Below are 23,726 nucleotides of genomic sequence, written 5' to 3'. Positions count from 1 at the left end.
AACCGATGAACCGCAAACCACACAAGGACGACATCGGCATCGGCCCGGATCGCTGGATCGGATTCGGCGATCTGTCGGGCGGCCAGGCGCAGGCGGTTGCGATCGATCCCTATCTGGCAGAGGTCATGCCGTTGATCGATGCACTGGAGACGGACTGTGTCGCCGCATGCTGCGGCATCGACGCGTTCGGCTTCTGGCCGGACGAGATCGCGGTTGCGGTGAGCACGCGGGATCGCGATGCGCTGGCGCGGCTCGCCGACGATCTGCTGTCGGTTCAGCGTTCGATCGACGCGTTGCCGTCCGGTCTCGTCGTCAGCACGCGAATGAACCAGTATTTCCGGAAGGCGGTCGTGCTCGAGTTGCTCGCGCATATCCGGACGACGATCGACGCTATCCGGTCGCCACGCGATGCATCGACCTAAATGACACCGCGCACGCCCGCGACCACCTGAATCACGCCGAATACCGCGACGACCGCAGCCGACACGCGCGACAGCCCGTGCATGAACGCGAACGACATCCTCGTGCGCAGCGCGGCAGTCGTACCGCTCAGGCACAGCCACCACGTCGCGGAGCCGATGAACACACCGGCGACCATCAGCACCACGGCCGGCCACATCGCCCCTTCCCCCGCGCCCGACAGCGGGCCGAGCGCTGCGAAAATCCCGACGAACGACAGGATCGTCATCGGGTTCGACAGCGTCAGGCCGAACGTCGTCAGGAAATCGCGCAGGACGGTCGTGCGCGGCAGGTCGCGCTGTGCCGTCGACGCGGCCGGCGCCTGGCGCGCGATGCTCCACGCCAGCCACACGAGGAACGCGCCGCCGCCGATTTTCAGGGCGACGGTCAGCATCGGGAATGCCGTGACGATGCCCGCGATGCCGACCGCACCGAGCAGGCCGTAGATCGCATCGGCGCACGCGGCGCCGACGCCTGTCGCTAATCCCGCCTGAAAGCCGCGGCTCAGGCTGCGCTGGATGCACAGCATGCCGATCGGCCCGACCGGCACCGCGATCGACAGCCCCATCACGACGGACTTGATGAACAGCATCGCCTGCTCCTTGCGACATGTAACGTGTTGAACAGGCATCGTAGGGAAAGTCCGGTCATCGCTGAATGCGGTTTCTAAGGAAAAATGGCCACTTCACCTTAAAAAATCCCGCCGCAATGGACGATCTGGACTGGAAGATATTGGCGCAGTTGCAGGCCGACGGCCGCATCAGCTACACGGAGCTCGCGCGCCAGGTGCACCTGTCGGTGCCGGCGGTGACCGAGCGCGTGAAGCGCCTTGAAGCAGCAGGCGTCGTCGAGGGCTACACGGCCCGGATCAATCCTGCCGCAGCCGGCTATCCGGTCAGCGCGCTGATCGGCATCACGGTGCCGCAACCGGCGAAAGCAAAATTCCTGCGGTTGCTGGAGACGATTCCCGAAGTCGTCGAATGCCATCACGTGACGGGTGCGGACTCGTATGTCATGCGACTCGTCGCGATCGGCATGACGCATCTCGAACAGCTGATCGAACGCATCAACCTGTACGGCGAAACACGCACGTCGATCGTGATGTCGACGCCGCTGCCCGCACGCGGGCTGGCGCGGCCGCCGTCGCAGCGCGACGTCGTTCGCGATTGACGCGGCGAGCGGCCTCGTCCGATCCGCCTCCCGCAGGAGACCATCGAGAAGTCACGATCGGCGGTAACCGGAGGCCATTTTTCGTTTGGCCGGTTACCGCCGTGACGATCGGAACCGATCGACTATTTGCCGGCCAAGCCGCCAAGCAGGCCGCCCACCAGCCCCGTAACGGGCGCGAGCGGATTGGAGAGACCACCCAGCGGCGAGCCGCCGCCCGTGCCGGTCGCGGAACCGTCGTGGACGATCGCCGGCATGCCGCCGACCACGCTCGTCACCAGGCCGGCGACCGGCACCGCGCCGTTCGCCCCGCTCGGATTCACGAGGCCGCCCGCATTGGTCACGGTGTTGCCAACCGCGCGAACGACCTCGCCGACGCCGCTGACCAGCGGCTGGGGCGACGTGGACGTCACCTTCCATCCCGCCGACGTGATCGCGCCGCCGATCTGCCCGAGCAGGCCTGCGACCGGCTGCCCGAGGCCGGTCGCCGTGCCGACCTGCTGCGTGACCTGGCCGACGGTCGTGACGAGCGGCGTGATCGCCGTGCTGATCGCCTGCGTCGCCTGCTGGACCGGGCCCGACGAAAGCGCCGAGCCGAGCGTGGTGCCGCCCGTCTTGATACCGCCGGCCACCGTGTCGAGCAAGCCGCCGACCGGCGTCGTGAGCGGCTGCAACGGCGACAGCGGGCCGGCGCCGAGCGCCTTCACAGTGTCGCTGAGGCCGCTGACCGGGTTGCTGGTCGAGCCGACGATCGCGCCAAGCCCGGCAACCGTCGTGCCGACGGGGTTCGCCGTAAAGCCGGTCTGGCCGATGCCGTTGCTCACGGCGTCCGTCGTGTCGCGGATGATCGTGCCCGCGCCGGTGACCGTGTTGCCCAGGCTGGTGGTCACGCCCTTGCCCACTCCTGGCGGGCTCATGCCGCTGATCGTGGCGCCGGCGTCCATGACGACCACGCCGACGGAGCTGATGATGCCGTTCGTGCCGGGGGTGCCGCTGGTTCCGCTTGTGCCGCCGATTCCGCTTGTGCCGCTGGATCCGCTTGTGCCGCTGGATCCGCTTGTGCCACTGGATCCGCTCGTGCCACTGGATCCGCTCGTGCCACTGGATCCGCTCGTGCCACTGGTTCCACTCGTGCCACTGGTTCCACTCGTGCCACTGGTTCCGCTCGTACCGCTGGTACCGCTCGTACCACTGGTTCCGCTCGTGCCACTGGTTCCGCTCGTGCCACTGGTTCCGCTCGTGCCACTGGTTCCGCTCGTGCCACTGGTTCCACTCGTACCGCCGGTTCCGCTTGTGCCACTGGACCCACTCGTGCCGCTGGTCCCACTCGTACTCGTCCCGATGTTGTTACCGCTCGGCTTCGGCGCCGTAACATCGCTGCCGCCGCACGCAGCCAGTGCGCAGGCCGCGGCAATGGCGGCAAGTGCAACGTTCGTCTTGATGAAATGATTGTGCATGGAAGCCCCGTTCGCTTTTCAGCTCGATCATCCCGACAAGCATCTATCGTGCCATTGCGATCGGCATCAACGACGACCTCCCACCCACGCCCGACCGCCGCGTCCCAACGGCCGTCCGGGGTGCGACGCATGGCGTCCGGGCTCGCCTTCACAGCTGCGAACAAGCGTTCCGTTTCGGGTAACGCGTGCGTAACACGGGCCCTGCGTTACGTAGCATCGCGTGGCGAAAGACGGACCACAACCGGCCGCAACCGGCCATTACCCGGCACACAGCAATTCCGCGCGTCCGCGCCGGCTTGACCATTGCGGCCCGTCACACGATCAACGTCACACCGGCCCACGCAATCAGCAGGACACCCAGCACACGTCCGACACGTTCGCCGCCGGGCAGGATCTTCTCCGCAAACACGAAGAACGACAGCGCGGCGATCCACACGACGTTCATCACGCCGCCGACGAACAGCAGCGCCATCAGCAACCAGCAGCAGCCCACGCAAACCATGCCGTGCCGCGCGCCGAGCAGGAAGCTGCCGGCGACGCCCGGACGCCAGTGCGCAACCAGGAACCCGGCCGGCGCCCGGCATTGCCGAAGGCACGCGCGTTTCAGCGGCGAGAATTGATAGAGCCCGGCGAGCGCCAGCACGATCGCGGAAAGGACGGCGCTCTTCGACCACAGCATCATCGCGGAGATCAGCCCGGCCGGCTGAAGCATCGCCTGAAGCAACGCCGCGCCGATCGAGAAGGCCAGCCACGCGGCAAGATAGCCGGCCAGCAGCGACAGCGACGTGAACGCCGAACCCGCCCCGTCCACGCCGCGCTGCCGCAGCACACGCCGGTACAGCATCACGAGCGGTGCCGCGCTGGGCGTCATCATCGCGATCATCATCACCCACCACATCACGATCACGGTCGGCAGCGACGGATCCATGCCGCCCATCGCGTCCGTCAGGCGATGCGGAAAGAGCGCAACGGTGGTCATCTCCAGCGCCGACATGCCGGTTCCCGCGCCCGTCCAAAGATAGAACCAGCACAGGCCGACGAGCGACGCGATGCCGAGCAGCGTGATGACGCGCTCGCGTGCGAGCCAGTGGTCGACGGGAGTCATGCCGCGACGCGATGCCTGACCACGCCGTGGTTGTTCAGATGCAACCGCGCGAACTGCGCATAGCTGCCGTCGAGGGTCAGCGGAATGTGGCCTTGCGAGCGCGACGTGCCCGAGCCGATTTCGGCCAGCTCGTATTCGAAACCGTGCGGCAGGTCGATCCGCGCACGATGCTCGGCGCCCGTCACCGGATTGAGAATGGGATCGCCCGCGACGTCGAACACGCCGTCGACGTGAATCCGGCCGCGCCTGGCATCGACATCGACGTCGAAATCGATCTTCGTGAAGATCGGATCGAACGCCTGCTCGAGCGTCGCAGCGTATACCGAGAACATCGTCGCAAACGGATCGGTATCCTGACCAGTCATGATCTTCAGCACCGCCTCGCGCTGTGCCGGGCTGGCGCGCTCGTCGACGATCGGCTGGCACCGGCCCCGGCCCTCGTGGACCGCCCCCGGCCACTCGAACACGACCGCGATCCTGACGCCGTCGAGCACCACGTCGCCGTAGTGGCCGCTGTCGATCGAAATCGCCCCCATCGCCGCGCAATTGCCGTTGGTCGGCAGCGCATTGAACTGGCAGGGACAACCGTATGAACAATTGCAATTCATCAATTCGGTTCCCTGAATTTCCCACGGCGTCATGGCTCCACCTCGCGCTCGGTTACACATGAATGTTTCGAATCTAGTGCACGGCACAGGGGAAATCAAAGCCGTCATGGCGGCCCGAATCGACGCATGAAAACCGTCTGTCAAACACTCGTGGAAGACGTTTCGACACGCTCGCGCAAGACTGCACCGGCGGGCGTCGGCTCATGCGAATCCTGTACGGATCTCACACGACCAGCGACGCGACGATCGCGCACCACAACGCACTCGCGCCGCACAGAAACACGCGCCGCGCGACGAACATCCGCGATTCGTCGTCGGGGGTCTTCATCGGCGATGTCGCGAGAAACGGCACACTGACGAGGCACGCGAACCCGGCCAGCGCCGGCAGGATCACGACGTAGTCGCCGAACCGCCACGGCAGCGGCTCGTGCCAGCCCCAGTAGCCGAGAAACAGCATGCCCATCGAAAACATCGTCGCGGCGGCCGAACTGAGCGCGACCACCGATCCCGTCGGGAATTGCATGGGAGCCTCCCCTCGCGCAGCATGCGCGACGCCGGATCATTATCCCGGCACGGAGGAAAAAAGCACAACGGCAGCCGCTGGCAGAGGATCGATGGCGACGCGCGTACCGGTGTCTGCGCCGCCCATGCTCCGACGGTCGACCGGTTCCCGAACCGGTTGGCCGGTTGCCCGTGCGGTGCGGGATCCCGGCGAAGCATCTCAGATGATCGTTGTCACGGATTGACAGCGATCGTTTTCGCTCGACCGTCCAACCGTCAACCCGGCTTCTTCGCGGCCTGCGCGACGGAAATCCAGCCCACCACCGCCGCGGCGACCCAGCAGCAGGCGATCATCAGGTCGAGATCCATCCAGCCCTCGAAATTCGTGCTGTTTTCGAAACTGCAGCGCTGATGGCCCCTGACCCACACGCAGCCACTGATGAACTGCTGGATGTGCATGTATACGCTGTAGACGGCAAAAGCCGACGCAATGACCGTGAGCCGTAAAAGAACGTTCTTTTTCATGTGACGCGGATGCCGGTGGAAAAGCCTGTGCCGATCTTACGGCAACGGCAACCTGCCCGGCAATCCGTCGCATCCTGCCCCGCCCGGATGCCCGCTCCCCCGCCGACCTGCCTGATCGTCGTCAAACAATCCGCCGCCAGCTGCTGATCGATCCGCGTGCCGTTCGCCTTCGCGTCGATCTCCGCGTCGCTCGGCCGCCGCACGACGCGCCCCGGCATGCCCGCGAGCAGCACGCCGCGCGGCACGTCGTAGCCGGCCTTCACGAACGCGCACGCGGCGACGATCGTCGTCGCGCCGTCCATCACGACCGCACGCATCCCGATCATCGTGTCGGGTTCGAGCGTCGCGCCATGCACGATCGCGCCGTGGCCGATGCGGCGGTTGACGCCGAGCCGGCACGTCTCGCCGATCCCGACGTGCAGCACGCAACCGTCCTGCACGTTGCTGCCGTCTTCGACGACGATCGCGCCGAAGTCGCCGCACAGGCTCGCATGCGGGCCGATGTAGCGGCGGGCGCCGATCGTCACGCCGCCGATCACGACCGCGCTCGGATCGACATGCGCGGACGGATCGTTACGCGGCGCCGCACCCGGTTGAATTCGAACAGCGGCATCGGTCAGAGCGCCGCGGCCGTTTCCGGCACGAGCGTGAACAGGACGCCGACGAGCCCATAGTCGGCCACGCCGAAGATCGGCGCTTCCGGATCCTTGTTGATTGCAACGATCACCTTCGAATCCTTCATGCCGGCCAGGTGCTGGTGTTCTACCCGGGCGTCGTGTTCTATCACGACCCGATCTCCGGCGCATACATGGCCGACCGCCTGACGAACGAAGGCCCGATGCCGAAGCTCGACAACAGTCCGCAGTTCAACGAGGCGTACTTCTCTCCGGATGCGATCCGCAGTTCGGGTCACTAAGCAACCTGTCGACGCGGTACGCCCGCGACCCACGCGCCGGAGCCCCCGCTCCGGCGCACGATGCCGCCCGCGCCGGCGGCCTGTTCCATTCGAGATTCGAGGGTCCTTTCATGTCTTCCCGCCTGCACACGACGCTCGGCGACGAGCTGTACGCCGCATGGCACGCACGCGCGCCGGTCGCACCGCTGTCGAGCCGCCCGCACCGCCTGTCGCTCGACGACGCCTACCGCATCCATCAGCACTTCATCGAACGCCGCATCGAACACGGCGAAGCGGTGGGCGACAAGAAGATCGGCGTGACGAGCCAGGCCGTGCAGGACAAGCTGAACGTGCGCCAGCCCGATTTCGGCATGCTGCTGTCCGGCATGCACTACGCAGCCGGCGAAGCGATCGCCGCCGATTCGCTGATCGCTCCGCGCGCCGAAGGCGAGATCGCGTTCATCCTCGCGCGCGACCTGCGCGGCCCAGGCATCGACCGCACCGACGTGATCGCCGCGGCAGCCGCGGGCTTGGCCGCAATGCCGTGCTTCATCTCGCGCAGCGCGGCGTGCGCTCGATCTTCACGTATCACTCGAACCGCGCCGAGGCCGATCGCGTCGTCGCGCTGGCTGCCGAAGCCGGGCAAGCGGCGATCGCGCTGCCGCTCGATACGGGCGACAGCACGACGTTCGACCGCTTCGCCGGGCAGCTCCGCGCAGCCCTGGCCAGTTGGGGCACCGACCGGTTCGACTTCCTCGTCAACAATGCGGGCACGTCGCATCACGCGCCGATCGCCGAGACGACCGAAGCCGATCTCGACGCGCTTTATCGCGTGCACTTCAAGGGCGTGTTCTTCCTCACGCAGACACTGCTGCCGCTGATCCGCGACGGCGGCCGCATCGTGAACGTATCGTCGGGCCTCACGCGCGTCGCCGTGCCCGGCAGCGCGGCGTACGGATCGATGAAGGGTGCGGTCGAGGTGCTGACGCGCTATCTGGCCAAGGAGCTCGGCCCGCGCCGCATCGCGGTGAACGTTGTCGCACCGGGCGCAGTGGCAACCGACTTCAGCGGCGGGATGGTGCGCGACAACCCCGAGGTCAACCGGCGCGTCGCGGAATGGACGGCGCTCGGCCGCGTGGGCGAACCCGACGACATCGGGCCGATGATCGCGTCGCTGCTGTCGGACGACAATCGCTGGGTCAACGGGCAGCGCATCGAGGTGTCGGGCGGAATGGCGCTCTGAGCGTTGACTTTCGCCGATCGGCCCGATACGATCGACGCACTTTCAAGACGCCCTCCCGGTCCGCCGGGAGGGCGTTTCGTTTTGGTTCCCCCAACCAAAAGGAAACCCCTTGAAATGAAGCGTATCGACACCCTCGCCTCGCGCCCGGACAGCGGCCTCGGCTACCTGCGGCACGGCACGGGCCCCGAATGCGTGATGGTCCTGCACGACTGGCTCGGCGACCGTACGAACTACGCGGCGCTGCTGCCGTATCTCGACGAAGCGGCGTTCACGTACGTGTTCGTCGACCTGCGCGGCTACGGTGCATCCATCCATCTGACCGGCACGTATACCGTCGACGAGATCTCGGCCGACTGCCTGGCGCTCGCGGATCGTCTCGGCTGGCAGCGCTTTCACGTGATCGGCCATTCGATGACCGGCATGGCAACGCAACGGCTCGCCGCCGATGCGCCGTCGCGCATCAAGAGCGCGATCGCCGTGTGCCCGGTGTCGGCAGCCGGCAATCGCCTGAACGACGACGCGCGCGCATTCTTCGCAAGCACCGCCGTCGATGACGATGCGTTTCGCCGGCTCGTGCGATTCGTGACGGGGGGATTGTCGGCTCGCTGGGCCGACGTGAAACTGCGGCAGAACCGCGAGCGCGTGGCGCCGGCGTGCCGGCTCGCGTATCTCGACATGCTGGCCGGAACGGATTTCGTCGACGCCATCCGCGGGCTCGACACGCGCTTCCTGGTGATCGTCGGCGACAAGGATCCGGGGCTCGACGAAGCGGCGATGCAGGCGACGTTCCTGGCATGGCATCCGAATGCGCGGCTCGCGACGATGCCGAATTGCGGGCATTACCCGATGCAGGAATGTCCGCCGTATTTCGCGATGATCGTCGAGGATTTCCTGCGGGACGCGGCCGCTTGAGCGTTGCGCACGCGCAGCGGCCGGTGAAGGCGGGGCGGGCCGCCGTGGCATGACGACGCCGCCGGCGACCGGCGAACGGCACGCGATGCGTCGTTCACCCGGTTCGTCCGGCCTCGTCGGCCGGACGGGATTCGATCGGCGAGGCGGTGCTGCGTGCCCGCGCCGATCCTTGCCGCTTAACGGCGCGGCTGGCCGGTTCGCGGCGGACGCGGGGAGTTCGCGTCCTTGTGCCGGAAGTTGATGCGGCCCTTGGTGAGGTCATAGACCGACAGTTCCAGCGTCACGCGGTCGCCCGCGAGAATGCGGATGTGGTTCTTGCGCATGCGGCCCGACGCGTACGCGCCCACCACGACGCCGTTTTCCAGCGTCACACGGTATTTGCTGTCCGGCAGCACTTCGTCGACGATTCCGTCGAGTTCCAGCAGTTCTTCTTTTGCCAAACCAATTCCTCCAGACAAGGTAATTGACCGCAGCCGCGGCGATCTGTCCGGCGCCGTGTCCCGCGACGGGACGGCGGCCGGCAGGCCTGCCGGGGATCGGTTCGTTCAGACGGGCCATGAGCCTGTCTTGCGATCGGAGCCCGGCGCGTTGCGGCGTTCAGGCGGTCGGTGGCGGCGGCGTATTGAGCGCCGCGCAAGTCGGGACCGCGCCTGCTACGGCATGGCGGCGGTCTGCTCGGGTTGATGCGTTGAAGCGGTGATGCGCTCGCGAAGCGGCGGGCGCTTCAGCGAAGGCGTTGCGTCGCACGCGGGTCACGCATGCGATGAGGGAGGCGTCACGACCGATGCATCGAGAATGTCGCGATGCATCGGTCGTGCGCATCGGAAACGCGCCGGCTGCCGCCGAAGCGGCGCCTGCGCGCAAATCCGTCCGGCAGCAGCCACCGTTTGGTGGCCACCGCCGATGCGGCTTACTGCGGCGTGATGTTCGACGCTTGCAGACCCTTCGGGCCACGCTTCACTTCGAAGCTGACCTTCTGGCCTTCGGCCAGGGTCTTGAAGCCCGTGCCGCGAATTTCGGAGAAATGGGCGAACAGATCGTCGCCGCCGTTGTCAGGGGAGATGAAACCAAAGCCCTTGGTTTCGTTGAACCACTTGACGGTACCGGTATCCACAATTACTTCCTTAATACAAATGACGAATAATTGAACATGCGCCCGCAACGGGCACAGAAAGAATCAAAGAGGGAGAGACCAACGACTGCCGCACTGGGTGCGGCCAATGATGAGCAATCGAACTTCTTGACGACTTCGGTCTCGGACACTACGCCATACCAGCCGTTTCGTCAAGACATTTTGGTGCAATGCACAAGCATGGCCCCCGTGAGCGCCTTGTCCGGCGGGCGTTGCCGGCCGATGGAGGCCGATTCGATACGCCCCTCTTTTTTCGGCCGGCCCGCCTGCTTTTACTGTGATTCGAACACGCGCTCGCAGGTCATCCGGCCGCTCGCCGTCGCGCGCATCGAGCGCCCGCATGCCCAGCACGTCTTCCGCGTAGCGGCGCCACGCATCGACGCGCGTCGCCTCGACGACGACATAGCCAAGCACACGGACATCGATCATGTCGGCCTCCTCCGGGTCCAGAATCCGTTGTTCGTGAAAGGATTCCGGCCGGTCGGGGGTGGTGTCACATCGTCTGTCGGGACAAGAGGCGACGGGGAATTGGAGCGGCGCGGAGGCCCGGCAGAATGGGCTATGCGTGGCGGAGGACACGGGGAGCGGGGGCCGGTTGCCGCGACGCGGCAACCCGGATCAGTCGAACGGGTTCAGCAACCTGACGCCAGTGCGGGCGAAATCAGCGACGTTGCGCGTGACCACAGTGAGATCGTTGATCAGCGCGGTGGCCGCGATCAGCTTGTCGAGTTCGTGCGTCGGATCGGGTACGCGCAAATGCCCCCACATCTGGCTGATCTCGATGTCGGCCGGCAGGATGTTCGGTGCATAGTCGGACAGGATCGTCGCAATCCATGCCTCGAGCGCCGACGCCTGCGAATGATCGCCGCGATGACGGATCAGATCGACGCCGCGGCGAAGTTCAGCAACCGTCACAACGGACAGGTAAAGCGGGCTTGCGTCCGCCGCTGCCTGCCTGAAGAACGCCCGCACGCCGCGGTTGGTTCGCTTGCCCTTCCTGATTTCGCTGATGACGTTCGTATCAATCAAATACACGCGTGGCCTCTCCCGAATCCTGAACACGTTGAAAATCCGCGTCGTCGCCAACCTCGGGCATGCTCATCAGCACTTGTGCAAATGTCTTTCGCTTCGGCCGGCCGAGCGCATCGGCCAGAATGGCCCGATGTTCGGCCTCGGCACTCCTGCCATTTGCCGCAGCCTGCTCGCGCAGGCTCTGAACGATACTGTCATCCACGTTACGCACCAGTAGATTTGCCATGATTCCCTCCATTCAGGTTGATATCAATGATAGCATCATGACCGCAAATTGCAATCATTGCTATCATCATCGACGGAACGAGGACGGTGGTTGGCGTCGGCGAACGGCAACGGGCCGCATGAATCCTTTCGGCATGCGCCGCTCGCCCGACACGTCGAACTGCTGTCTGCAAGGTAAGCCCAATCGGAACCGCGCGAAAGACGGCCGATCGGCCAATCACAGCTGAACGGCCTGGGCGGGCGTGCGCCGATCGGAGCGTGGCGGCTGCATTCAACGCCGCCACGTGCGCTGGTTGCGACGGTCATCAGCCGGCGCGGGTGCCAACACCCGTTGCCGCGCCCGTATCGGCGATGCCGGCAATCTCCCGCCCGGCACGCGCAACACAGTTGAACCGATCAGAACCGATACGAAATCCCGATCTGCAAAACCGGATACCACCGATAGCGCGACATCACCTGCCGCAGCGAGTCCAGCCCGCTCGCGGCCAGGATCTGGCTCTTCGCCGGCCCGGCCGCGGCCGCCAGTTCCGGCGACAGCGTGTACGAACATTTCGGTATCCCGTACGCCACGCCGAGATCGGCCACGAATCCCAGCCCTTTCGACGCCGGCCGATGCCCGTAGCCGATCCCGAAGTACGGCATCACGGTCGGATAGCGCGCTTCCGCCACCGCGTACATCCCCGGCATCGCCGGAAAGCGCTTGCCGCCGAACACATAGGTGCCGTTGGTCGGCACCGATACGCCGCGGATAGTGTCGTCGTTGAAGCGCAGGCCGAGCGTCGCCCGGAAGCCGCTGCCTCGCCACGGAAAGATATCCGCATACAGACCGCCCTGACGCAGCTTCAGGTCGTCCTGATAGCGATTGCCGGCCACCGTGAAGTCATGCGAAAGATCGATCGCATTGAAGTCCGCATGCGCACCCAGCATCGAATTGAAGCTCACAGCCGCGCCGATGCCGACGCCCTGCGTGCCGCCCTGCAGGTAGATTTCCTGCGCATGTGCGCTCGCGGCGCACATCACCGCGACCGCGGCCCATTGGTTCACCGTCATTTTCACGGGCGCCTCCCCCGACATGTGCCGGGCGCGCCTCGCCAACGCATGCGGCCTGCGCCGCCCTGCGTGATGCGAACCCCGGCACGACACCTTGCAAGCACGCTTGCTGTTCGACGGATCGGGAACGCGTTGCCCCGTGCGCATGACCGATACGACATGCGCGGCATGTACGCCGCTCCAGGCGGCGACCGCGGCCCGATCCGATTCCCCGTTTGTTTCGATGTCGTTGCACGCCGCCGATACGTCCATCGTTCTTGCACGTTTCGTTTGCACCGGCGGCACCGGGTCAACCGCAAAGCGCATGCCATGCGGCGCAAACCGAAGCGGGACAAGCGTCACCGCAAAACATGGGCGGTCACGCGGGGTGTAATCGGAGGAAATGTTTCAGGAACGCATCGTTATTCGACAGACGAAGCCGGGCCACGCGTTCTGATGTGTTGTACATCGCTGCCGCAGCGCGTGCGGAACGAGACGTGACGGCCGTCAGCGCCCGGAGTTGTCGTTGCCGTCAAGCGCGTGCGGCGCAATGCTTTGAAGAATGCGTTGCAAGGATGCGACCTCGCGCCGGTCGAACGCGAGGCCGATGCGCGATCGCGCGTGGCGATGCAGGGTGAATACCGATGCGTGCGCATGCATCTTCTGCGTCTCGTCGATCCATGCCTGGTCGAACTGCCCCTGTTCGAGCAGCACCGGAAACATCCCGGCCTCGATCACGCCAACAGGATCGAATTCGCGCGAATGTCGTAACGTCCCTCCTCGTTCGCCGCCTTCGGCGCGACCGGCAGCCCGTCGCGGCCGAGCCAACGCAGGTGCCCGGCCGACCCGAGTGTCACGAACGATCCGCCGCCCAACGCGCGGAAGTTCGGTAACGCGGCAACGCGGCTTTCGCCGCCACGAAGAAGCCGATCGTCTCGACGTCGATCGCGCGGCGCCGGTCGTCGTGCGCCATGTCGCCGATAGGGTCGCCCTCGCGCGATGCGCCGGTGGTCTGGGCTTTGTAGATGAGGGAAAACCTCATTGCGTGCGTCTCCATGCATGTTGGACGAGTCGGGGTCGTACAGCCCGCCCGCACGATACGGACGAAGCGCGACGATCCACGATTGGGAGTGTCGGCGCTCGGACGGGTGCGGGCATCGTCGGTTCGGAGTACCGGCACACTTGCGGGGACAGAGGGGTTTCACCGTCATCCGATCGGACTGCGTGACGCGGCGAGCGGCGAGCGGCGAGCGGCGCGCTAGCATCGAACGGCGGCGCGTTGCGCTCGCCGACCAACGACAAGGGAGAGAGGGAATGAAGGTATCGATGCCGCTGTATCCGGTCGACGACATCGACACGGCGCTGCCGCTGTTCGTCGACGGACTCGGCCTGAGCATGAAGTTCCGCGACGGCGACCGCTATTGCGCGCTCGACGGCGGCCCGCTGACGAGCGCGCTGGTCGCGGGCGACGAGCAGATCGTCGAGCGCGCGGCGCTCACGCTGCGCGTCGATGAGGACGACGACTTGTATGCGGCGATGGCACGAGTCGTGAAGGCCGGCGCGTCGGTGCGCGTGCCCATGCAGGCCGGGCCGCACGAATACCGCGCGTGCTGGAGGACAAGAACGGCGCGCTGTGCGTGATTTCGCAGAAACGGGCCGCATGACGGCGCGCGGCGCGGCGCCGGATGCGGGTGCCTGCCCGAGTGGCGAGCCCGTTATGCGTCCGCGCCCGGCGTGCTCAGGTCGCTCGCTTCCAGCAGTTCGAGCAGCGTGCGCGCCGGCTGGCTGAGCCGCTTCGCGGCCAGCGCGATGAACTCGATGTCGGGCAGCACGGGCAGCGCGTCGCCATTGACCAGCGGCGCAAGCCCGCGCGTCGACAAATAGTGCGACGTCGCGGTCAGGCCGAGCCCTGCGCGCGCGGCCGCGATGCAGCCCGGCTGGCTGCTGCTCGAACACACGACTTCCCAGCCGATCCCCTTCTCAGCGAGCGCGTTCAGGACGATCGAGCGCGTGACGCTCGGCTCGGCGACCAGCACGAGCGGCAGCGGCCGCTCCGGATCGACGACGGTACCGGGCCGCGCGACCCATTCGAGCCGCGTGCGCAAGAGCGGCGTGCCGCGCCGCTCGCCGAGCCGCCGCTTGCCGATCATCAGGTCGAGCGCGCCCGCGTCCAGCCCTTCGTAGAGCCGGCTCGTCATGCCGGTGGTGATCTCCAGTGCGACGTCCGGGTGCGCGGCGCGAAACCCGGCGAGCACATCCGGCAACGCGACGAGCGCAAGATCGTCCGGCGCGCCGAGCCGCACCAGCCCCTGCAGCCGCGGCTTGCGGAACTGCGATTCCGCGCGGTTCAGTGCCTGCAGGATCACGTTCGCATGCACGAGCAGCGCCTCGCCGTCGGCCGTCATCGCAATCGAATGCGTGTCGCGCACGAACAGCCGCCGGCCGACGCTCTCTTCGAGACGACGGATATGTTCGCTGACGCTCGACTGGTTGAGCCCGAGCTGCCGGCCCGCTTCGGTGAAGCTGCGGCAGTTCGTGACGGTCGCGAACGTCTTGAGCCAGACGGGATTGAGCATCCCGCATTGTCATTGGCATTGCCGATGACAGTTAACGTCTTCAGTCAGCTTCCCGATGACTATCGGAATCGGTACCATCGTGCGCTTGAAGACCGGCAGGCACCGTGCGACCGCGCAACGGCCCCGCCCGCGCCGGCCTTTGCATCTCCGATTTCGACATGTCCCGGGAACCCACACACTCCGCGCTGCTCTGGATCGTCGCCGCTGCGTTCTTCATGCAGTCGCTCGACACGACGATCGTCAACACCGCCCTGCCTTCGATCGCACAAAGCCTGCACGCGTCGCCGCTCGCGATGCAGCCCGTCGTGGTCGTCTATACGCTGACGATGGCGATGCTCACGCCGGCGTCCGGCTGGCTGGCCGACCGGTTCGGCACGCGCCGCGTGTTCTCGCTCGCGATCCTCGTGTTCGTGCTCGCATCGATCGGCTGCGCGGCGTCGCATACGCTCGGCCAGCTCGTCGCCGCGCGCGCGCTGCAGGGCATCGGCGGCTCGATGCTGCTGCCGATCGGGCGGCTTGCCGTGCTGCGCCGCGTGCCGGGCGAACAGTACGTCGCGGCGATCGCGTTCGTGTCGATCGCCGGCCAGCTCGGGCCGATCGTCGGGCCGACGCTCGGCGGCTGGCTCACGCAGGCGATTTCGTGGCACTGGGTGTTCATCGTCAACGTGCCGGTCGGCGTGGTCGGTTTCCTCGCCGTGCAGCGCTACCTGCCGCACGACCAGGCGACGCAGCCGCCGCCGTTCGACTTCGTCGGCTGTACGCTGCTGTCGGTCGCGATGATCGCGCTGTCGCTCGCGATCGACCCGCCGATGCCCGCGCATCGCGCCGCGTGGGCGGCCGGGCTCGCCGTGCTCGGGCTGGCGAGCGCACTCGCGTACCTGCCGCACGCGCGGCGCCGCGCGCAGCCGCTGTTCCGGCTTGGGCTGTTCCGCGAGCCGAACTTCGGGTCGGGGCTGCTCGGCAACCTGCTGTGCCGGATCGGCACGAGCTCGGTGCCGTTCATGCTGCCGCTGCTGATGCAGGTGCAGCTCGGCTATACGCCGCTGCAGTCGGGGCTGATGATGCTGCCGGCCGCGATCGCGGGCGTCATCGCGAAACGCTGGATCGCGCCGCTCGTGAAGCGTTTCGGCTACGCGGCATTCCTGGTCGTGAATACGGGGATCGTCGGGTGCGCGATCGCGGGGTTCGCGCTGGTGTCGGCGCGGCCCGCGCCGGTGCTGGAAGGCGTGCTGCTGATCGTGTTCGGCGCCGCGAACTCGATGCAGTTCGCGGCGATGAACGGCGTGACGCTCAAGGGGCTGTCGCATGCCGACGCCGGCAGCGGCAACAGCCTGTTCACGATGATGCAGATGCTGGCGATGGGGCTCGGCGTGTCGATCGGCGGCGGCCTCGTCAACCTGTTTGCCACCTATTGGGGCTCGATGGCGCACGGGTTCATGCTGTCTTTCGCGTGCATGGGCGTGGTGACGCTGCTGTCGTCCGTCGTGTTCCGGCGGATCGATACGGCCGCGCCGCCGGCCGGTGCGGCAGCGCGCCCGTCCGCGTGAGCGCGGCCGTCAGTTCGCCGTGCGGCGCTCGACGACGCGCTTGAGCACCCAGCGGATCGACGAACCGTCGGCCGGCGGCTGTGCGACGCGGTATTCGTCGATTTCAAGCGTGTACAGGTAACCGGGCTGGTACGCGAAGCCTTCGATGCCCGCGTACCACAGGCTCCACGGCTCGCTCGGGCCGTTGCGCACCTGCAGGCACTCCATCGGCGCGACGCCCGTGCAGCGCGCCGATTGCGGCGCGACATAGACGGTCCGGGTCACCGGCTTGCCATCGGTCAGACGCACCGCGTTCGGCGACGTGGCGACTGCGCCGGTCTGGCATCCCGCGAGGAGCGTGCTGCCGGCAATGACGGCCGCGCCGAGCAGCGTTCTGGATTGGCGAATCATCTGGTGTTCCTCAGGAAGCGTTGGAGGGCCGATTAGAAACCCGCACGGCGGGAAAGTTCACAAACAGCTTACAAAGCCGGCCGCTGAAACAACTGCCTGCCGTCACCGCGGCGATGCATTCGCAGCAACTGTCCGCTATCGAATCCGCCTGGCCCGTTTCAACGTCGAAGCGGCGGCGCATGCTGCCTGACCTGTCGATCATCCCGGCACGGCGGATTCACCGAGTGGTGATCGTGTACCATCGACGCTTCCCGATCTGCCCGATCGCGCTGCGTTCGTCCGCCCGGCCCCATGCGTACGATCCGCGCGGCGCACCCCGCTTCGCATGACCTCATCCGTTCCGTCCGACACCGCGCTGCGCCCGCTGCCGATCGATGCGCTGACCGTGCCGGCCGCACTCGACGGACGCACGGGCACCAACCGCTCGAACAGCGCGCATCCGCAGATTGCCGCGACCAACGACCTCGACGCGGTGCGCGCATGGCTCGCACGTTTCGTCGATACACCGACCACGTTCCAGAACTATCGCAAGGAAGCCGAACGCCTGCTGCTGTGGGCCGTGATCGCATGCGGCAAGCCGCTGTCGTCGCTCGCGCACGAAGATCTGGTCGTCTACCGGCAGTTCCTGCTCGCGCCTGCGCCGGCCGAGCTGTGGTGCGCGAACGGCGGGCGCAAGCATCCGCGCGACGATCCGCGCTGGCGGCCGTTCTACGGGCCGCTGTCGGCGGCCAGCCAGCGGCAGGCCTTGGTGATCCTGAACGTGATGTTCTCGTGGCTCGTGCAGGCCGGCTACCTGGCCGGCAATCCGCTCGCGTTGTCGCGGCAGCGGCAGCGCCGCCCTGCGCCGCGCGTCACGCGCCATCTCGGGCAATCGCTGTGGCAGTCGGTCAAGGACGCGATCGCCGCGATGCCGCGCGACGATGCGCGGGCGGGCTTCCATGCGGATCGCGCGCGCTGGCTGTTCACGCTGCTGTATCTCGGCGGGCTGCGCATCACCGAAGCGGCCGACACGACGATGGGCCAGTTCTTCTGCCGGCGCGACGCGGACGGGCGCGACCGCTGGTGGCTCGACGTGACGGGCAAAGGCGGCCGGCAGCGGCTCGTGCCGGCCACCGACGAGATGATGGCCGAGCTGTCGCGCTACCGGCGCGCGCATGGCCTGCCCGCCTTGCCGTCCGACGGCGAGCCCACGCCGCTCGTGCTGCCGGTCGGCCAGGCGCGCAAGCCGCTCACGCGCGCCGCGCTGCACCGGATCGTGAAGCAGGTGTTCCGGCACGCGGCCGACGGGCTGCGCGCGAACGGCGAAGCCGGCGAGCAGCAGGCGCGTGTGCTCGAACAGGCGTCCGCGCACTGGCTGCGCCACAGCGCAGGCTCACACATGGCCGACGGCCGCGTCGACCTGCGGCTCGTGCGCGACAACCTCGGCCACGCGTCGCTCACGACGACGAGCCAGTACCTGCACGCGGACGACGACTGGCGGCATCGCGAGACGGAGGAGAAGCACCGGATCGGGTGGTAGGCGCGCACCGGCCTGATGGATCCCGGCTCGCGCAACGAGCCTTGCTTTCATGGAGGTGCCGTAGCGAAGGGAACGGCGGCCGCGGATCGGCTCGCCGCGATGGACGAGCGGGAATGCCCGTCGCCGGAACCCAGCGGCTTAGGTCAACGCACTTCGCATTTCAATACGCTGCCCCACTCCGTACGGCACGTCACGCTCGATCAGTACACGCCCACCCAGTGCCCGGGCACCCATGCCCAGTGATTGCCGGCCCACCGATAATGTCCCTTCGCCCAGCGATAGCCCGGCGCGGGCATCGGCGGCGGCACCTCGACGACCGGTGCCGGCTGTGGCGGCCGCACGGGTTCGACCACGCACGCGGACAGCAGCGTCGCACTGGCCGCGACCAGCACGGTGAGCGAAATGGTTCGGATCTTCATCATGTTGCATTCTCCCTTTTGTGTAATGGATGGGTCGCTGCCGATGCGGCAACGCTTCACGTCATACGGCTCCGCGAATCAAGCCGCTCATCGGCCGCGTCGCACCGCTTTCCGCGAACAGCGCGGACGCGGTGCGATGCGGATCGAGTCCCAGGCTCTCGGCGGCGGCGCCCGCGATCAGCGCGTCGAGCGACGCGGTCGGTTTCAGGTCGCGCCCTTCGTACAGGTCGCCCGGCCGCAACCCCGGCCAGTCGGCGATCACGCGGCCACCCGCAACTGCGCCGCCCGCAAGCATCGCGACCGACGCCTGCCCGTGATCGGTGCCGCCCGTGCCGTTCGCGGCGGCCGTGCGGCCGAACTCGGTCGCGACCAGCACCGTGGTCTGCTGCCACGCGGGCCCGAGGCCGGCGCGCAGCGCGGCGAGCATCGTGTCGAGTGCTTTCAGCTGATTGCCGAGCCGCGCGTTCTGCGCACTGTGCGTATCCCAGCCGCCTGTCTCGATCATCGCGATGCGCGGGCCGTCGTCACGCGCGAGAAACGTCGCCGCGAGCTTGCCGACGCCCGCCGGATCCTGCCGCGCATGCGCATCGCCGGCGAGGCCGCGCGCGTCCATCGCCGATTGCCATAGCGGGCCGAGCTGCGCATCGGCCTCGTAGAGCGCCGACACACGTGCGAGCAGGTCGTCGGGCGCAGACGGCAAACCGGACGGCGCGTACGACGCGGCCTGCACGATGCCGCGCAACGCGAGCGGCACGGTCGGCGCGAACGCGATCGCGCTTTCACGCGTGGCCGGCAGCAGCGCGGCGAGCCGGTTCAGCCAGCCGTTCTTCACCTGGTACGGCGCGCGGCCGCCCGTCTCGAGCACGTTCTGGCCGTCGAAATGCGAGCGGTCGCGATACGGCGATGCAATCGCGTGAACGAACAGCGCCTGCCCGTCGCGATACAACTGCGCGGTCTGTACGAGCGACGGATGCAGCGCGAATGTGCCGTCGAGCCGCGTCGCGGCCGCCGTGTCGATCGCGAGCGGGCCGCGCAGCGACGCATATGCGGGCTCGGCATACGGGACGACGATGTTCAGGCCGTCGGCCGCGCCGCGCTGGATCACGAACACGAAGCGCCGGTCGGTCGCGACATTCGCGAACACGATCCGCGGCGCGACGAGGATCGCGCCTGCGCCGGCGGCGGCCACGCTCAGGAATTGTCGGCGGGACAGTGCCATGGTCATCTCCGTTGGAAATCGGGCGATACGAGCAGCAGCGCGAGCGACGTGGTCGCGCTTTCGGCGCGCGACAGCGCGGTTGCCGTCGGTGCGTTCAACGAGCCGGCGAGCAGCGTGTTGCCGAGCGAGCGCGGGTCGAGCCGGTCGCCCGTGCGCGCGGCCAGCCGCTGCGCGAACTCGACGCGGCGCACGAGCGCGTCGGGCGCGGCCCAGCTCGCGGCAACGTCGTCGTAACCGGCCGGCGAACCGGGCCGCCACACCGGCTGGCCGAGCTGCGTGAGCAGCGGCGCGGCCTTCAGGTCGCCCGTGTCGTGCCAGCCGAGCCCGCGCAGCGACGACACGGCCCACTCCCACGGCGTCTTGAACTTGCGGTTGACCGGCGACCATGCATCGGGCGCATCGACGAGCGCGCGATAGACGGTCGGCAAGTCGCCGCCGCTCGCGTCGAACGCGCGGGCCAGCCGGTCGGTCAGCGCGGGCGGCGGATTGTCGGCGACGAAATGACGGGCAAGCTGGAACGCGACATGCCTGCCGGTCGCCTCCGAATGCGCGAGGTCGTGCAGGATCGCGCGCGCCTGCGCTTCGCCGGGCTGGCCGTAGCTGCGCCCCATCACGGTACGCACGCCGGGTTCGTGCAATTTCGGGCGGAACACGAACGCACCGGGCGCCGCATCGCCGGGCTGCGGGCCGCGCCCGCCGGCGATGCTCCAGCCGGTCAGCGCGCGGGCGAATTCCGTCACGTCGGCCTGCGTGTAACCCGTGCGTACGCCGAGCGTGTGCAGTTCCATGATTTCGCGCGCGAGATTCTCGTTGAGCCCGCGTCTGGCCGATGGATTGCGCGCTTCGGCACGCAGCGCGGCCGGGCTGTCGGGGCCGACCGAGCGCGCCTGGTCGAGGAAAAACTGCATCGCGGGATGCTGCTCGACGGCAACCAGCATGTCCTCGAAACGGCCGAGCACGTGCGGGCGGATCGCGTCGCGTTCGAACGCGCCCGCGTAGGCCGCCACTGGCCCCTTGTCGACCGATACCGCGAAATGGTTCGCCCAGAAATGCACGAGACGCTCGACGAACGGCGCGGGCGTATTCAGCGCGCTGTTCAGCCGCGCGACGACGGCACTGCGATACGTGTCGTAGCCGTCGCGCCGGATCGACTGCTCGGTCGCGCGCTTCGTTGCCGGATCGTTACCGGTCATTGCATTGCGTGAGTTCGCGAAACGCGTCGCGAGCGCCACCGCGTCGGGCTCGCCGGCCCACGCGTCCGGCCGCGCATCGTAACGGTCGAATTGCGCGACGAGCGCCGCCTTCGGGTCGGCAGGCGGCGTTTCGTCGGCCCGCGCACCGAGACCGAAACGGTTCAGCGCGATGGCGGCCGGTGTGATGTCGTTCGGGTGGTCCATGAGGGGCTCTCGCGATGCGTACCCGTGTTTAACGTCGGCCGGCGGAAAATCCGTCGCCGGGAAGGCAAATATTTCGGGGGCGTCGAGCGGCTTTGAATGCGTGCGTGCTGCCGTTTGAATGTCCGTCGCGGATTCGACTGACGGATGCAGCGAACCGACGGATCGTCCAGTTGCCGTATCGTGGGCCCGTGCGTTGCCGGAGGCCGTGCATGCTTCGAAATCCGGATGAACGGCATTCACAAACCTGTTCGGCTCGGCTCGTCACGATCGCCGACGAAGAACCGCAATCGGCGAATCCCCGCTTGCCGCATCGAGGCCGTCAGGCGCTTGCCCTTCCCGGAAAGCGATCTAGACTCATGTAACGACGTTCGCATGAAGCGACGGCGCGCGCGACCTCAAGCGCGACAACGGCGAAATCGTTCCGTTCGTCGAATCGCATTGAGCGCCGCGCGTCGGAAAGAACACGACGGTTCGGGCAGCCACGGCCCGGCACAATCGCGTCGACGTGGCGCCACTACCTTGACCAGGAGATGCTGCCGCATTCCGGCCGGCCACGGCGGAAGGCGGCGGCCACCGCTACGATGTCCCACCGTCCCGTCAGCTTACGTGCGCGATTTCGTTGCTTCCGTTCGATGCGCCCGCCTTCGCGCTGGACAACCGCGTGGCTGCTCGCCGTCGTGTTGACGCTGCACGGCTATGCGGTGCATGCGCAGAGCCAGCCCAGGGTCGTCGATATTCCGACTCGCCCCGGCGTGACTCAGCGGTTTCTCTTCATCGCGCCGGATTCACCGAAGGCCGCGGCCATTCTGTATGCCGGCGGACACGGCGGGCTGCAACTGGAGCCGTCCGGACGGTTCGGATGGGGCGCAGGCAACTTTCTCGTCCGCTCCCGGCAACTGTTCGTGAATGACGGCATCGCGGTCGCGGTCATCGACGCACCGAGCGACCGGCAATCGGCGCCCTACCTCAACGGCTTTCGACTCTCGAAGGAACATGCCGACGACGCGCGTGCCGTGATCGCCTGGTTGAGGGAGCAACTGCACGTACCGGTCTGGCTGGTCGGGACGAGCCGCGGCACGCAGTCCGCCGCTGCAATCGCCGTTGCGCTCTCTGGCGGCGGCGGGCCCGACGGCATCGTGCTGACGTCCACCATCCTCCGCGAAGACAGAGTGGGCACTGCGGTCACGGACATGAACCTCGCCAGCCTCACGATTCCGGTGCTCGTCGTTCATCACGAGGAGGACGGCTGCAAGCATTGTCCGGTATCCGAAACGGATACGCTGTTGAAGAAACTGGACCAGTCTCCGAAGGCCGAACTGATCATCGTGTCGGGCGGCACGTCCCGGGGCGATCCGTGCGAAGCGTTCGCGTATCACGGCTTCAACGGCCTGGAGAGCGGCGTGGTCGACGCAATCTCCAAGTGGATGCTTGCACGTTGAACATGCCTGCCGCGTAACGCAGTCGTGGTTGCCCCTTGCGATCCTTCGCTGAAGCTTGCCCGCAAGCGCTATCGATCGGCCTTCAGCACCTGCCTTGCGCATCACCGAAAAAAGCACGCCGCCGCGCGTCGCCCGCGCGGCGTTTGCTTACTGACTCCCCGCGTCGCCGTGCTTCTTCTGCCACTTCGGCGGCAACCGCCAGTTACCGCTGCGTCGCAACCCGTCGACGAACTTCGCGCGCTCGTCCGGCGTCAGCGTCGCCGCGAAATCGACGACGCTGCGCTCGACCTGCGTACGCAGCGCGGTATCGGCCGCGCGCGTGCGGTCGAGCGCGGCGTCGATCGCCGCACGATCGAATTGCGGCGCGGCGAGCAGATCCAGCACGGTAATCCGGTCGTCGCGCGCTTCCCGCACGACATCCCGGCCGTCCTTGCGCGCCGCCTTCAGTGCCGCGACGAATTCCTGCTGGCGCGTGTCCGACAATTCGCCCGCGGCGAAACGCAACGCGGTGTGCGACGCAGGTCCGCCCGCGGCCCGCAGGTCGCGATGCGTCGAAAACCATTGATACGCGCCGCCGCCGATCGCACCGAGCATGAATACGTTCAACACGACCGAACCGACGAGGATGAATTTCCAGCCACGCTCACTCATTCATCACTCCAGTCCACGCTCGGTCCGCCGAACGTCGTTGTCAGATAGCCCGGCTCATGCGAAGACGGCACGCTGCCGAGCATCAGCATCGACACGGCCACCGCGCCCGCGAGCGCGCCGGCCAGGCCCACGCCCGCGAACGCTGCGCCCGTCCACCACCATCGAGACCACCCTGTGACGACGACGCTCACCACTGTCGCGCCGACCATCAGCGCGAGCGGCATCACCGCGCCGACCTACGCGGACATCTACGCGTACTTCCAGGCGAAGTACCAGGCG

Annotated in this window: 30 protein-coding genes and 5 pseudogenes; 11 read left to right on the top strand and 24 right to left on the bottom strand. The window is 67.2% G+C overall.

Annotated elements, in window-relative coordinates; genetic code table 11:
- The first annotated feature begins 5 nt into the window (after positions 1 to 5).
- Complete coding sequence (locus G3N64_RS05770) at positions 6 to 422, top strand: DUF6331 family protein (protein WP_205782763.1); 417 nt, start codon at positions 6 to 8, stop codon at positions 420 to 422.
- Here the strand turns inward: G3N64_RS05770 and G3N64_RS05765 are convergent.
- Positions 419 to 1,051, bottom strand: a complete 633-nt coding sequence (locus tag G3N64_RS05765; RefSeq protein WP_205782762.1) for a LysE family transporter — start codon at positions 1,049 to 1,051, stop codon at positions 419 to 421. The genes G3N64_RS05770 and G3N64_RS05765 overlap by 4 nt on opposite strands.
- A gap of 116 nt (positions 1,052 to 1,167) precedes the next feature.
- Between G3N64_RS05765 and G3N64_RS05760 the strand changes: the two genes are divergently transcribed.
- Positions 1,168 to 1,629, top strand: a complete 462-nt coding sequence (locus G3N64_RS05760; RefSeq protein ID WP_205782761.1) for an Lrp/AsnC family transcriptional regulator — start codon at positions 1,168 to 1,170, stop codon at positions 1,627 to 1,629.
- 122 nt (positions 1,630 to 1,751) lie between these two features.
- On the opposite strand, the gene G3N64_RS05755 is transcribed toward G3N64_RS05760, so the two are convergent.
- The 7 genes and pseudogenes from G3N64_RS05755 to G3N64_RS05725 all read right to left on the bottom strand — a co-directional run.
- Entirely contained in the window at positions 1,752 to 3,083 is a 1,332-nt protein-coding gene (locus tag G3N64_RS05755; RefSeq protein WP_205782760.1) for a collagen-like triple helix repeat-containing protein, read from the bottom strand.
- A 313-nt stretch (positions 3,084 to 3,396) separates the two neighbouring features.
- Complete coding sequence (locus tag G3N64_RS05750) at positions 3,397 to 4,188, bottom strand: DUF2182 domain-containing protein (RefSeq protein ID WP_205782759.1); 792 nt, start codon at positions 4,186 to 4,188, stop codon at positions 3,397 to 3,399.
- Positions 4,185 to 4,829, bottom strand: coding sequence for a DUF1326 domain-containing protein (locus tag G3N64_RS05745; RefSeq protein ID WP_205782758.1), 645 nt, complete (start codon positions 4,827 to 4,829; stop codon positions 4,185 to 4,187). The genes G3N64_RS05750 and G3N64_RS05745 overlap by 4 nt, the downstream gene beginning before the upstream one ends.
- A 190-nt stretch (positions 4,830 to 5,019) precedes the next feature.
- The gene (locus tag G3N64_RS05740) at positions 5,020 to 5,319 is read right to left on the bottom strand and encodes a hypothetical protein (RefSeq protein ID WP_043186617.1); all 300 of its coding nucleotides are present in this window, start codon (positions 5,317 to 5,319) and stop codon (positions 5,020 to 5,022) included.
- Positions 5,320 to 5,573: 254 nt separating this feature from the next.
- Positions 5,574 to 5,822 carry a hypothetical protein gene (locus G3N64_RS05735; protein ID WP_205782757.1) on the bottom strand — a complete coding sequence of 83 codons (249 nt, stop codon included), beginning with the start codon at positions 5,820 to 5,822 and terminating at the stop codon, positions 5,574 to 5,576.
- A gap of 110 nt (positions 5,823 to 5,932) precedes the next feature.
- Positions 5,933 to 6,435 (bottom strand): annotated as a pseudogene (locus G3N64_RS05730) (phenylacetic acid degradation protein PaaY); the annotation flags it as partial.
- A 3-nt stretch (positions 6,436 to 6,438) separates the two neighbouring features.
- Positions 6,439 to 6,579: pseudogene (locus G3N64_RS05725) on the bottom strand (electron transfer flavoprotein subunit alpha/FixB family protein); the annotation flags it as partial.
- 3 nt (positions 6,580 to 6,582) lie between these two features.
- Between G3N64_RS05725 and G3N64_RS05720 the strand changes: the two are divergent.
- The 4 genes and pseudogenes from G3N64_RS05720 to G3N64_RS05705 form a co-directional block, all read left to right on the top strand.
- A pseudogene (locus G3N64_RS05720) lies at positions 6,583 to 6,738 on the top strand (DUF1329 domain-containing protein); the annotation flags it as partial.
- 110 nt (positions 6,739 to 6,848) lie between these two features.
- Positions 6,849 to 7,235: pseudogene (locus tag G3N64_RS40375) on the top strand (2-oxopent-4-enoate hydratase); the annotation flags it as partial.
- A pseudogene (locus G3N64_RS05710) lies at positions 7,235 to 7,960 on the top strand (SDR family oxidoreductase); the annotation flags it as partial. The pseudogenes G3N64_RS40375 and G3N64_RS05710, both read left to right, overlap by 1 nt.
- Before the next feature lie 114 nt (positions 7,961 to 8,074).
- Positions 8,075 to 8,872: an alpha/beta hydrolase gene (locus G3N64_RS05705; RefSeq protein WP_205782754.1), complete on the top strand. Its 798-nt coding sequence runs from the start codon at positions 8,075 to 8,077 to the stop codon at positions 8,870 to 8,872.
- Between the two features lie 176 nt (positions 8,873 to 9,048).
- Here G3N64_RS05705 and infA read toward each other — a convergent pair whose 3' ends face one another.
- The 9 genes from infA to G3N64_RS39615 form a co-directional block, all read right to left on the bottom strand.
- Entirely contained in the window at positions 9,049 to 9,312 is a 264-nt protein-coding gene (gene infA / locus G3N64_RS05700) for a translation initiation factor IF-1 (RefSeq protein WP_011355053.1), read from the bottom strand.
- A gap of 470 nt (positions 9,313 to 9,782) precedes the next feature.
- Positions 9,783 to 9,986: a cold-shock protein gene (locus tag G3N64_RS05695; RefSeq protein WP_006483056.1), complete on the bottom strand. Its 204-nt coding sequence runs from the start codon at positions 9,984 to 9,986 to the stop codon at positions 9,783 to 9,785.
- A 63-nt stretch (positions 9,987 to 10,049) separates the two neighbouring features.
- A complete protein-coding gene (locus G3N64_RS39625) occupies positions 10,050 to 10,433 on the bottom strand; it encodes a hypothetical protein (protein WP_241020792.1) in 384 nt (127 codons plus the stop codon).
- Positions 10,434 to 10,622: 189 nt separating this feature from the next.
- Positions 10,623 to 11,039, bottom strand: coding sequence for a type II toxin-antitoxin system VapC family toxin (locus G3N64_RS05685; protein ID WP_346778802.1), 417 nt, complete (start codon positions 11,037 to 11,039; stop codon positions 10,623 to 10,625).
- The gene (locus G3N64_RS05680) at positions 11,026 to 11,262 is read right to left on the bottom strand and encodes a DNA-binding protein (protein WP_205782753.1); all 237 of its coding nucleotides are present in this window, start codon (positions 11,260 to 11,262) and stop codon (positions 11,026 to 11,028) included. Before G3N64_RS05680 ends, G3N64_RS05685 begins: the two co-directional genes overlap by 14 nt.
- A gap of 395 nt (positions 11,263 to 11,657) precedes the next feature.
- The gene (locus G3N64_RS05675) at positions 11,658 to 12,335 is read right to left on the bottom strand and encodes a hypothetical protein (protein ID WP_205782752.1); all 678 of its coding nucleotides are present in this window, start codon (positions 12,333 to 12,335) and stop codon (positions 11,658 to 11,660) included.
- 462 nt (positions 12,336 to 12,797) lie between these two features.
- Positions 12,798 to 13,013, bottom strand: coding sequence for a hypothetical protein (locus G3N64_RS39620; protein WP_241020790.1), 216 nt, complete (start codon positions 13,011 to 13,013; stop codon positions 12,798 to 12,800).
- Positions 13,014 to 13,024: 11 nt separating this feature from the next.
- Positions 13,025 to 13,147, bottom strand: coding sequence for a hypothetical protein (locus tag G3N64_RS40155; RefSeq protein ID WP_277399094.1), 123 nt, complete (start codon positions 13,145 to 13,147; stop codon positions 13,025 to 13,027).
- Positions 13,144 to 13,347, bottom strand: a complete 204-nt coding sequence (locus G3N64_RS39615; RefSeq protein WP_241020789.1) for a hypothetical protein — start codon at positions 13,345 to 13,347, stop codon at positions 13,144 to 13,146. Before G3N64_RS39615 ends, G3N64_RS40155 begins: the two co-directional genes overlap by 4 nt.
- Positions 13,348 to 13,604: 257 nt before the next feature.
- Between G3N64_RS39615 and G3N64_RS05665 the strand changes: the two genes are divergently transcribed.
- On the top strand, positions 13,605 to 13,931 hold the full coding sequence (locus G3N64_RS05665; protein ID WP_241020788.1) for a VOC family protein: 327 nt from the start codon (positions 13,605 to 13,607) through the stop codon (positions 13,929 to 13,931).
- A 74-nt stretch (positions 13,932 to 14,005) separates the two neighbouring features.
- On the opposite strand, the gene G3N64_RS05660 is transcribed toward G3N64_RS05665, so the two are convergent.
- The gene (locus G3N64_RS05660) at positions 14,006 to 14,866 is read right to left on the bottom strand and encodes a LysR substrate-binding domain-containing protein (protein ID WP_205782751.1); all 861 of its coding nucleotides are present in this window, start codon (positions 14,864 to 14,866) and stop codon (positions 14,006 to 14,008) included.
- 158 nt (positions 14,867 to 15,024) lie between these two features.
- Here G3N64_RS05660 and G3N64_RS05655 point away from each other — a divergent pair, with 158 nt between their 5' ends.
- On the top strand, positions 15,025 to 16,413 hold the full coding sequence (locus tag G3N64_RS05655) for a DHA2 family efflux MFS transporter permease subunit (RefSeq protein WP_205782750.1): 1,389 nt from the start codon (positions 15,025 to 15,027) through the stop codon (positions 16,411 to 16,413).
- Between the two features lie 9 nt (positions 16,414 to 16,422).
- On the opposite strand, the gene G3N64_RS05650 is transcribed toward G3N64_RS05655, so the two are convergent.
- Positions 16,423 to 16,803 (bottom strand): DUF4377 domain-containing protein, encoded by a 381-nt coding sequence (locus tag G3N64_RS05650; RefSeq protein WP_205782749.1) that lies wholly within the window; start codon positions 16,801 to 16,803, stop codon positions 16,423 to 16,425.
- A 20-nt stretch (positions 16,804 to 16,823) separates the two neighbouring features.
- On the opposite strand from G3N64_RS05650, the gene G3N64_RS05645 reads away from it, so the two are divergent.
- Complete coding sequence (locus G3N64_RS05645; protein ID WP_205782748.1) at positions 16,824 to 17,132, top strand: hypothetical protein; 309 nt, start codon at positions 16,824 to 16,826, stop codon at positions 17,130 to 17,132.
- Entirely contained in the window at positions 17,129 to 18,322 is a 1,194-nt protein-coding gene (locus tag G3N64_RS05640; protein WP_205782747.1) for a tyrosine-type recombinase/integrase, read from the top strand. Before G3N64_RS05645 ends, G3N64_RS05640 begins: the two co-directional genes overlap by 4 nt.
- A gap of 200 nt (positions 18,323 to 18,522) precedes the next feature.
- Here the strand turns inward: G3N64_RS05640 and G3N64_RS05635 are convergent, their stop codons facing one another.
- The 3 genes from G3N64_RS05635 to G3N64_RS05625 all read right to left on the bottom strand — a co-directional run bounded on the left by G3N64_RS05635 (position 18,523) and on the right by G3N64_RS05625 (position 21,357).
- Complete coding sequence (locus G3N64_RS05635) at positions 18,523 to 18,741, bottom strand: YXWGXW repeat-containing protein (RefSeq protein ID WP_205782822.1); 219 nt, start codon at positions 18,739 to 18,741, stop codon at positions 18,523 to 18,525.
- A 61-nt stretch (positions 18,742 to 18,802) separates the two neighbouring features.
- Positions 18,803 to 19,966 (bottom strand): DUF1501 domain-containing protein, encoded by a 1,164-nt coding sequence (locus G3N64_RS05630; RefSeq protein ID WP_205782746.1) that lies wholly within the window; start codon positions 19,964 to 19,966, stop codon positions 18,803 to 18,805.
- Positions 19,963 to 21,357, bottom strand: a complete 1,395-nt coding sequence (locus G3N64_RS05625) for a DUF1800 domain-containing protein (RefSeq protein WP_205782745.1) — start codon at positions 21,355 to 21,357, stop codon at positions 19,963 to 19,965. The genes G3N64_RS05630 and G3N64_RS05625 overlap by 4 nt, the downstream gene beginning before the upstream one ends.
- A gap of 581 nt (positions 21,358 to 21,938) precedes the next feature.
- On the opposite strand from G3N64_RS05625, the gene G3N64_RS05620 reads away from it, so the two are divergent.
- Positions 21,939 to 22,796: an alpha/beta hydrolase gene (locus tag G3N64_RS05620; RefSeq protein WP_241020787.1), complete on the top strand. Its 858-nt coding sequence runs from the start codon at positions 21,939 to 21,941 to the stop codon at positions 22,794 to 22,796.
- Positions 22,797 to 22,943: 147 nt separating this feature from the next.
- Here the strand turns inward: G3N64_RS05620 and G3N64_RS05615 are convergent, their stop codons facing one another.
- A complete protein-coding gene (locus G3N64_RS05615; protein WP_205782744.1) occupies positions 22,944 to 23,447 on the bottom strand; it encodes a periplasmic heavy metal sensor in 504 nt (167 codons plus the stop codon).
- Positions 23,444 to 23,638: a hypothetical protein gene (locus tag G3N64_RS05610; RefSeq protein WP_205782827.1), complete on the bottom strand. Its 195-nt coding sequence runs from the start codon at positions 23,636 to 23,638 to the stop codon at positions 23,444 to 23,446. Before G3N64_RS05610 ends, G3N64_RS05615 begins: the two co-directional genes overlap by 4 nt.
- Positions 23,639 to 23,726: the final 88 nt, after the last annotated feature.

The sequence above is a fragment of the Burkholderia sp. Ac-20344 genome (genome assembly GCF_017104975.1).
In the GTDB taxonomy this organism is placed as follows: Bacteria; Pseudomonadota; Gammaproteobacteria; order Burkholderiales; family Burkholderiaceae; genus Burkholderia.
Note: the sequence above shows the minus strand (reverse complement) of the source record. Positions and strands in the feature narration are given on the sequence as shown.

Coding starts and splice junctions, on each gene's coding strand:
- G3N64_RS05750 (WP_205782759.1), bottom strand. CDS start 4,188: ATGACTCCCGTCGACCACTGGCTCGCACGCGAGCGCGTCATCACGCTG.
- G3N64_RS05760 (WP_205782761.1), top strand. CDS start 1,168: ATGGACGATCTGGACTGGAAGATATTGGCGCAGTTGCAGGCCGACGGC.
- G3N64_RS05630 (WP_205782746.1), bottom strand. CDS start 19,966: ATGACCATGGCACTGTCCCGCCGACAATTCCTGAGCGTGGCCGCCGCC.
- G3N64_RS39620 (WP_241020790.1), bottom strand. CDS start 13,013: ATGTTTCCGGTGCTGCTCGAACAGGGGCAGTTCGACCAGGCATGGATC.
- G3N64_RS05650 (WP_205782749.1), bottom strand. CDS start 16,803: ATGATTCGCCAATCCAGAACGCTGCTCGGCGCGGCCGTCATTGCCGGC.
- G3N64_RS05620 (WP_241020787.1), top strand. CDS start 21,939: ATGTCCCACCGTCCCGTCAGCTTACGTGCGCGATTTCGTTGCTTCCGT.
- G3N64_RS05655 (WP_205782750.1), top strand. CDS start 15,025: ATGTCCCGGGAACCCACACACTCCGCGCTGCTCTGGATCGTCGCCGCT.
- G3N64_RS05660 (WP_205782751.1), bottom strand. CDS start 14,866: ATGCTCAATCCCGTCTGGCTCAAGACGTTCGCGACCGTCACGAACTGC.
- G3N64_RS05740 (WP_043186617.1), bottom strand. CDS start 5,319: ATGCAATTCCCGACGGGATCGGTGGTCGCGCTCAGTTCGGCCGCCGCG.
- G3N64_RS05640 (WP_205782747.1), top strand. CDS start 17,129: ATGACCTCATCCGTTCCGTCCGACACCGCGCTGCGCCCGCTGCCGATC.
- G3N64_RS39615 (WP_241020789.1), bottom strand. CDS start 13,347: ATGGAGACGCACGCAATGAGGTTTTCCCTCATCTACAAAGCCCAGACC.
- G3N64_RS05755 (WP_205782760.1), bottom strand. CDS start 3,083: ATGCACAATCATTTCATCAAGACGAACGTTGCACTTGCCGCCATTGCC.
- G3N64_RS05675 (WP_205782752.1), bottom strand. CDS start 12,335: ATGTCGGGGGAGGCGCCCGTGAAAATGACGGTGAACCAATGGGCCGCG.
- G3N64_RS05745 (WP_205782758.1), bottom strand. CDS start 4,829: ATGACGCCGTGGGAAATTCAGGGAACCGAATTGATGAATTGCAATTGT.
- G3N64_RS39625 (WP_241020792.1), bottom strand. CDS start 10,433: ATGATCGATGTCCGTGTGCTTGGCTATGTCGTCGTCGAGGCGACGCGC.
- G3N64_RS05665 (WP_241020788.1), top strand. CDS start 13,605: ATGAAGGTATCGATGCCGCTGTATCCGGTCGACGACATCGACACGGCG.
- G3N64_RS05705 (WP_205782754.1), top strand. CDS start 8,075: ATGAAGCGTATCGACACCCTCGCCTCGCGCCCGGACAGCGGCCTCGGC.
- G3N64_RS05680 (WP_205782753.1), bottom strand. CDS start 11,262: ATGGCAAATCTACTGGTGCGTAACGTGGATGACAGTATCGTTCAGAGC.
- G3N64_RS05770 (WP_205782763.1), top strand. CDS start 6: ATGAACCGCAAACCACACAAGGACGACATCGGCATCGGCCCGGATCGC.
- G3N64_RS05735 (WP_205782757.1), bottom strand. CDS start 5,822: ATGAAAAAGAACGTTCTTTTACGGCTCACGGTCATTGCGTCGGCTTTT.
- G3N64_RS05615 (WP_205782744.1), bottom strand. CDS start 23,447: ATGAGTGAGCGTGGCTGGAAATTCATCCTCGTCGGTTCGGTCGTGTTG.
- G3N64_RS05635 (WP_205782822.1), bottom strand. CDS start 18,741: ATGAAGATCCGAACCATTTCGCTCACCGTGCTGGTCGCGGCCAGTGCG.
- G3N64_RS05625 (WP_205782745.1), bottom strand. CDS start 21,357: ATGGACCACCCGAACGACATCACACCGGCCGCCATCGCGCTGAACCGT.
- G3N64_RS05765 (WP_205782762.1), bottom strand. CDS start 1,051: ATGCTGTTCATCAAGTCCGTCGTGATGGGGCTGTCGATCGCGGTGCCG.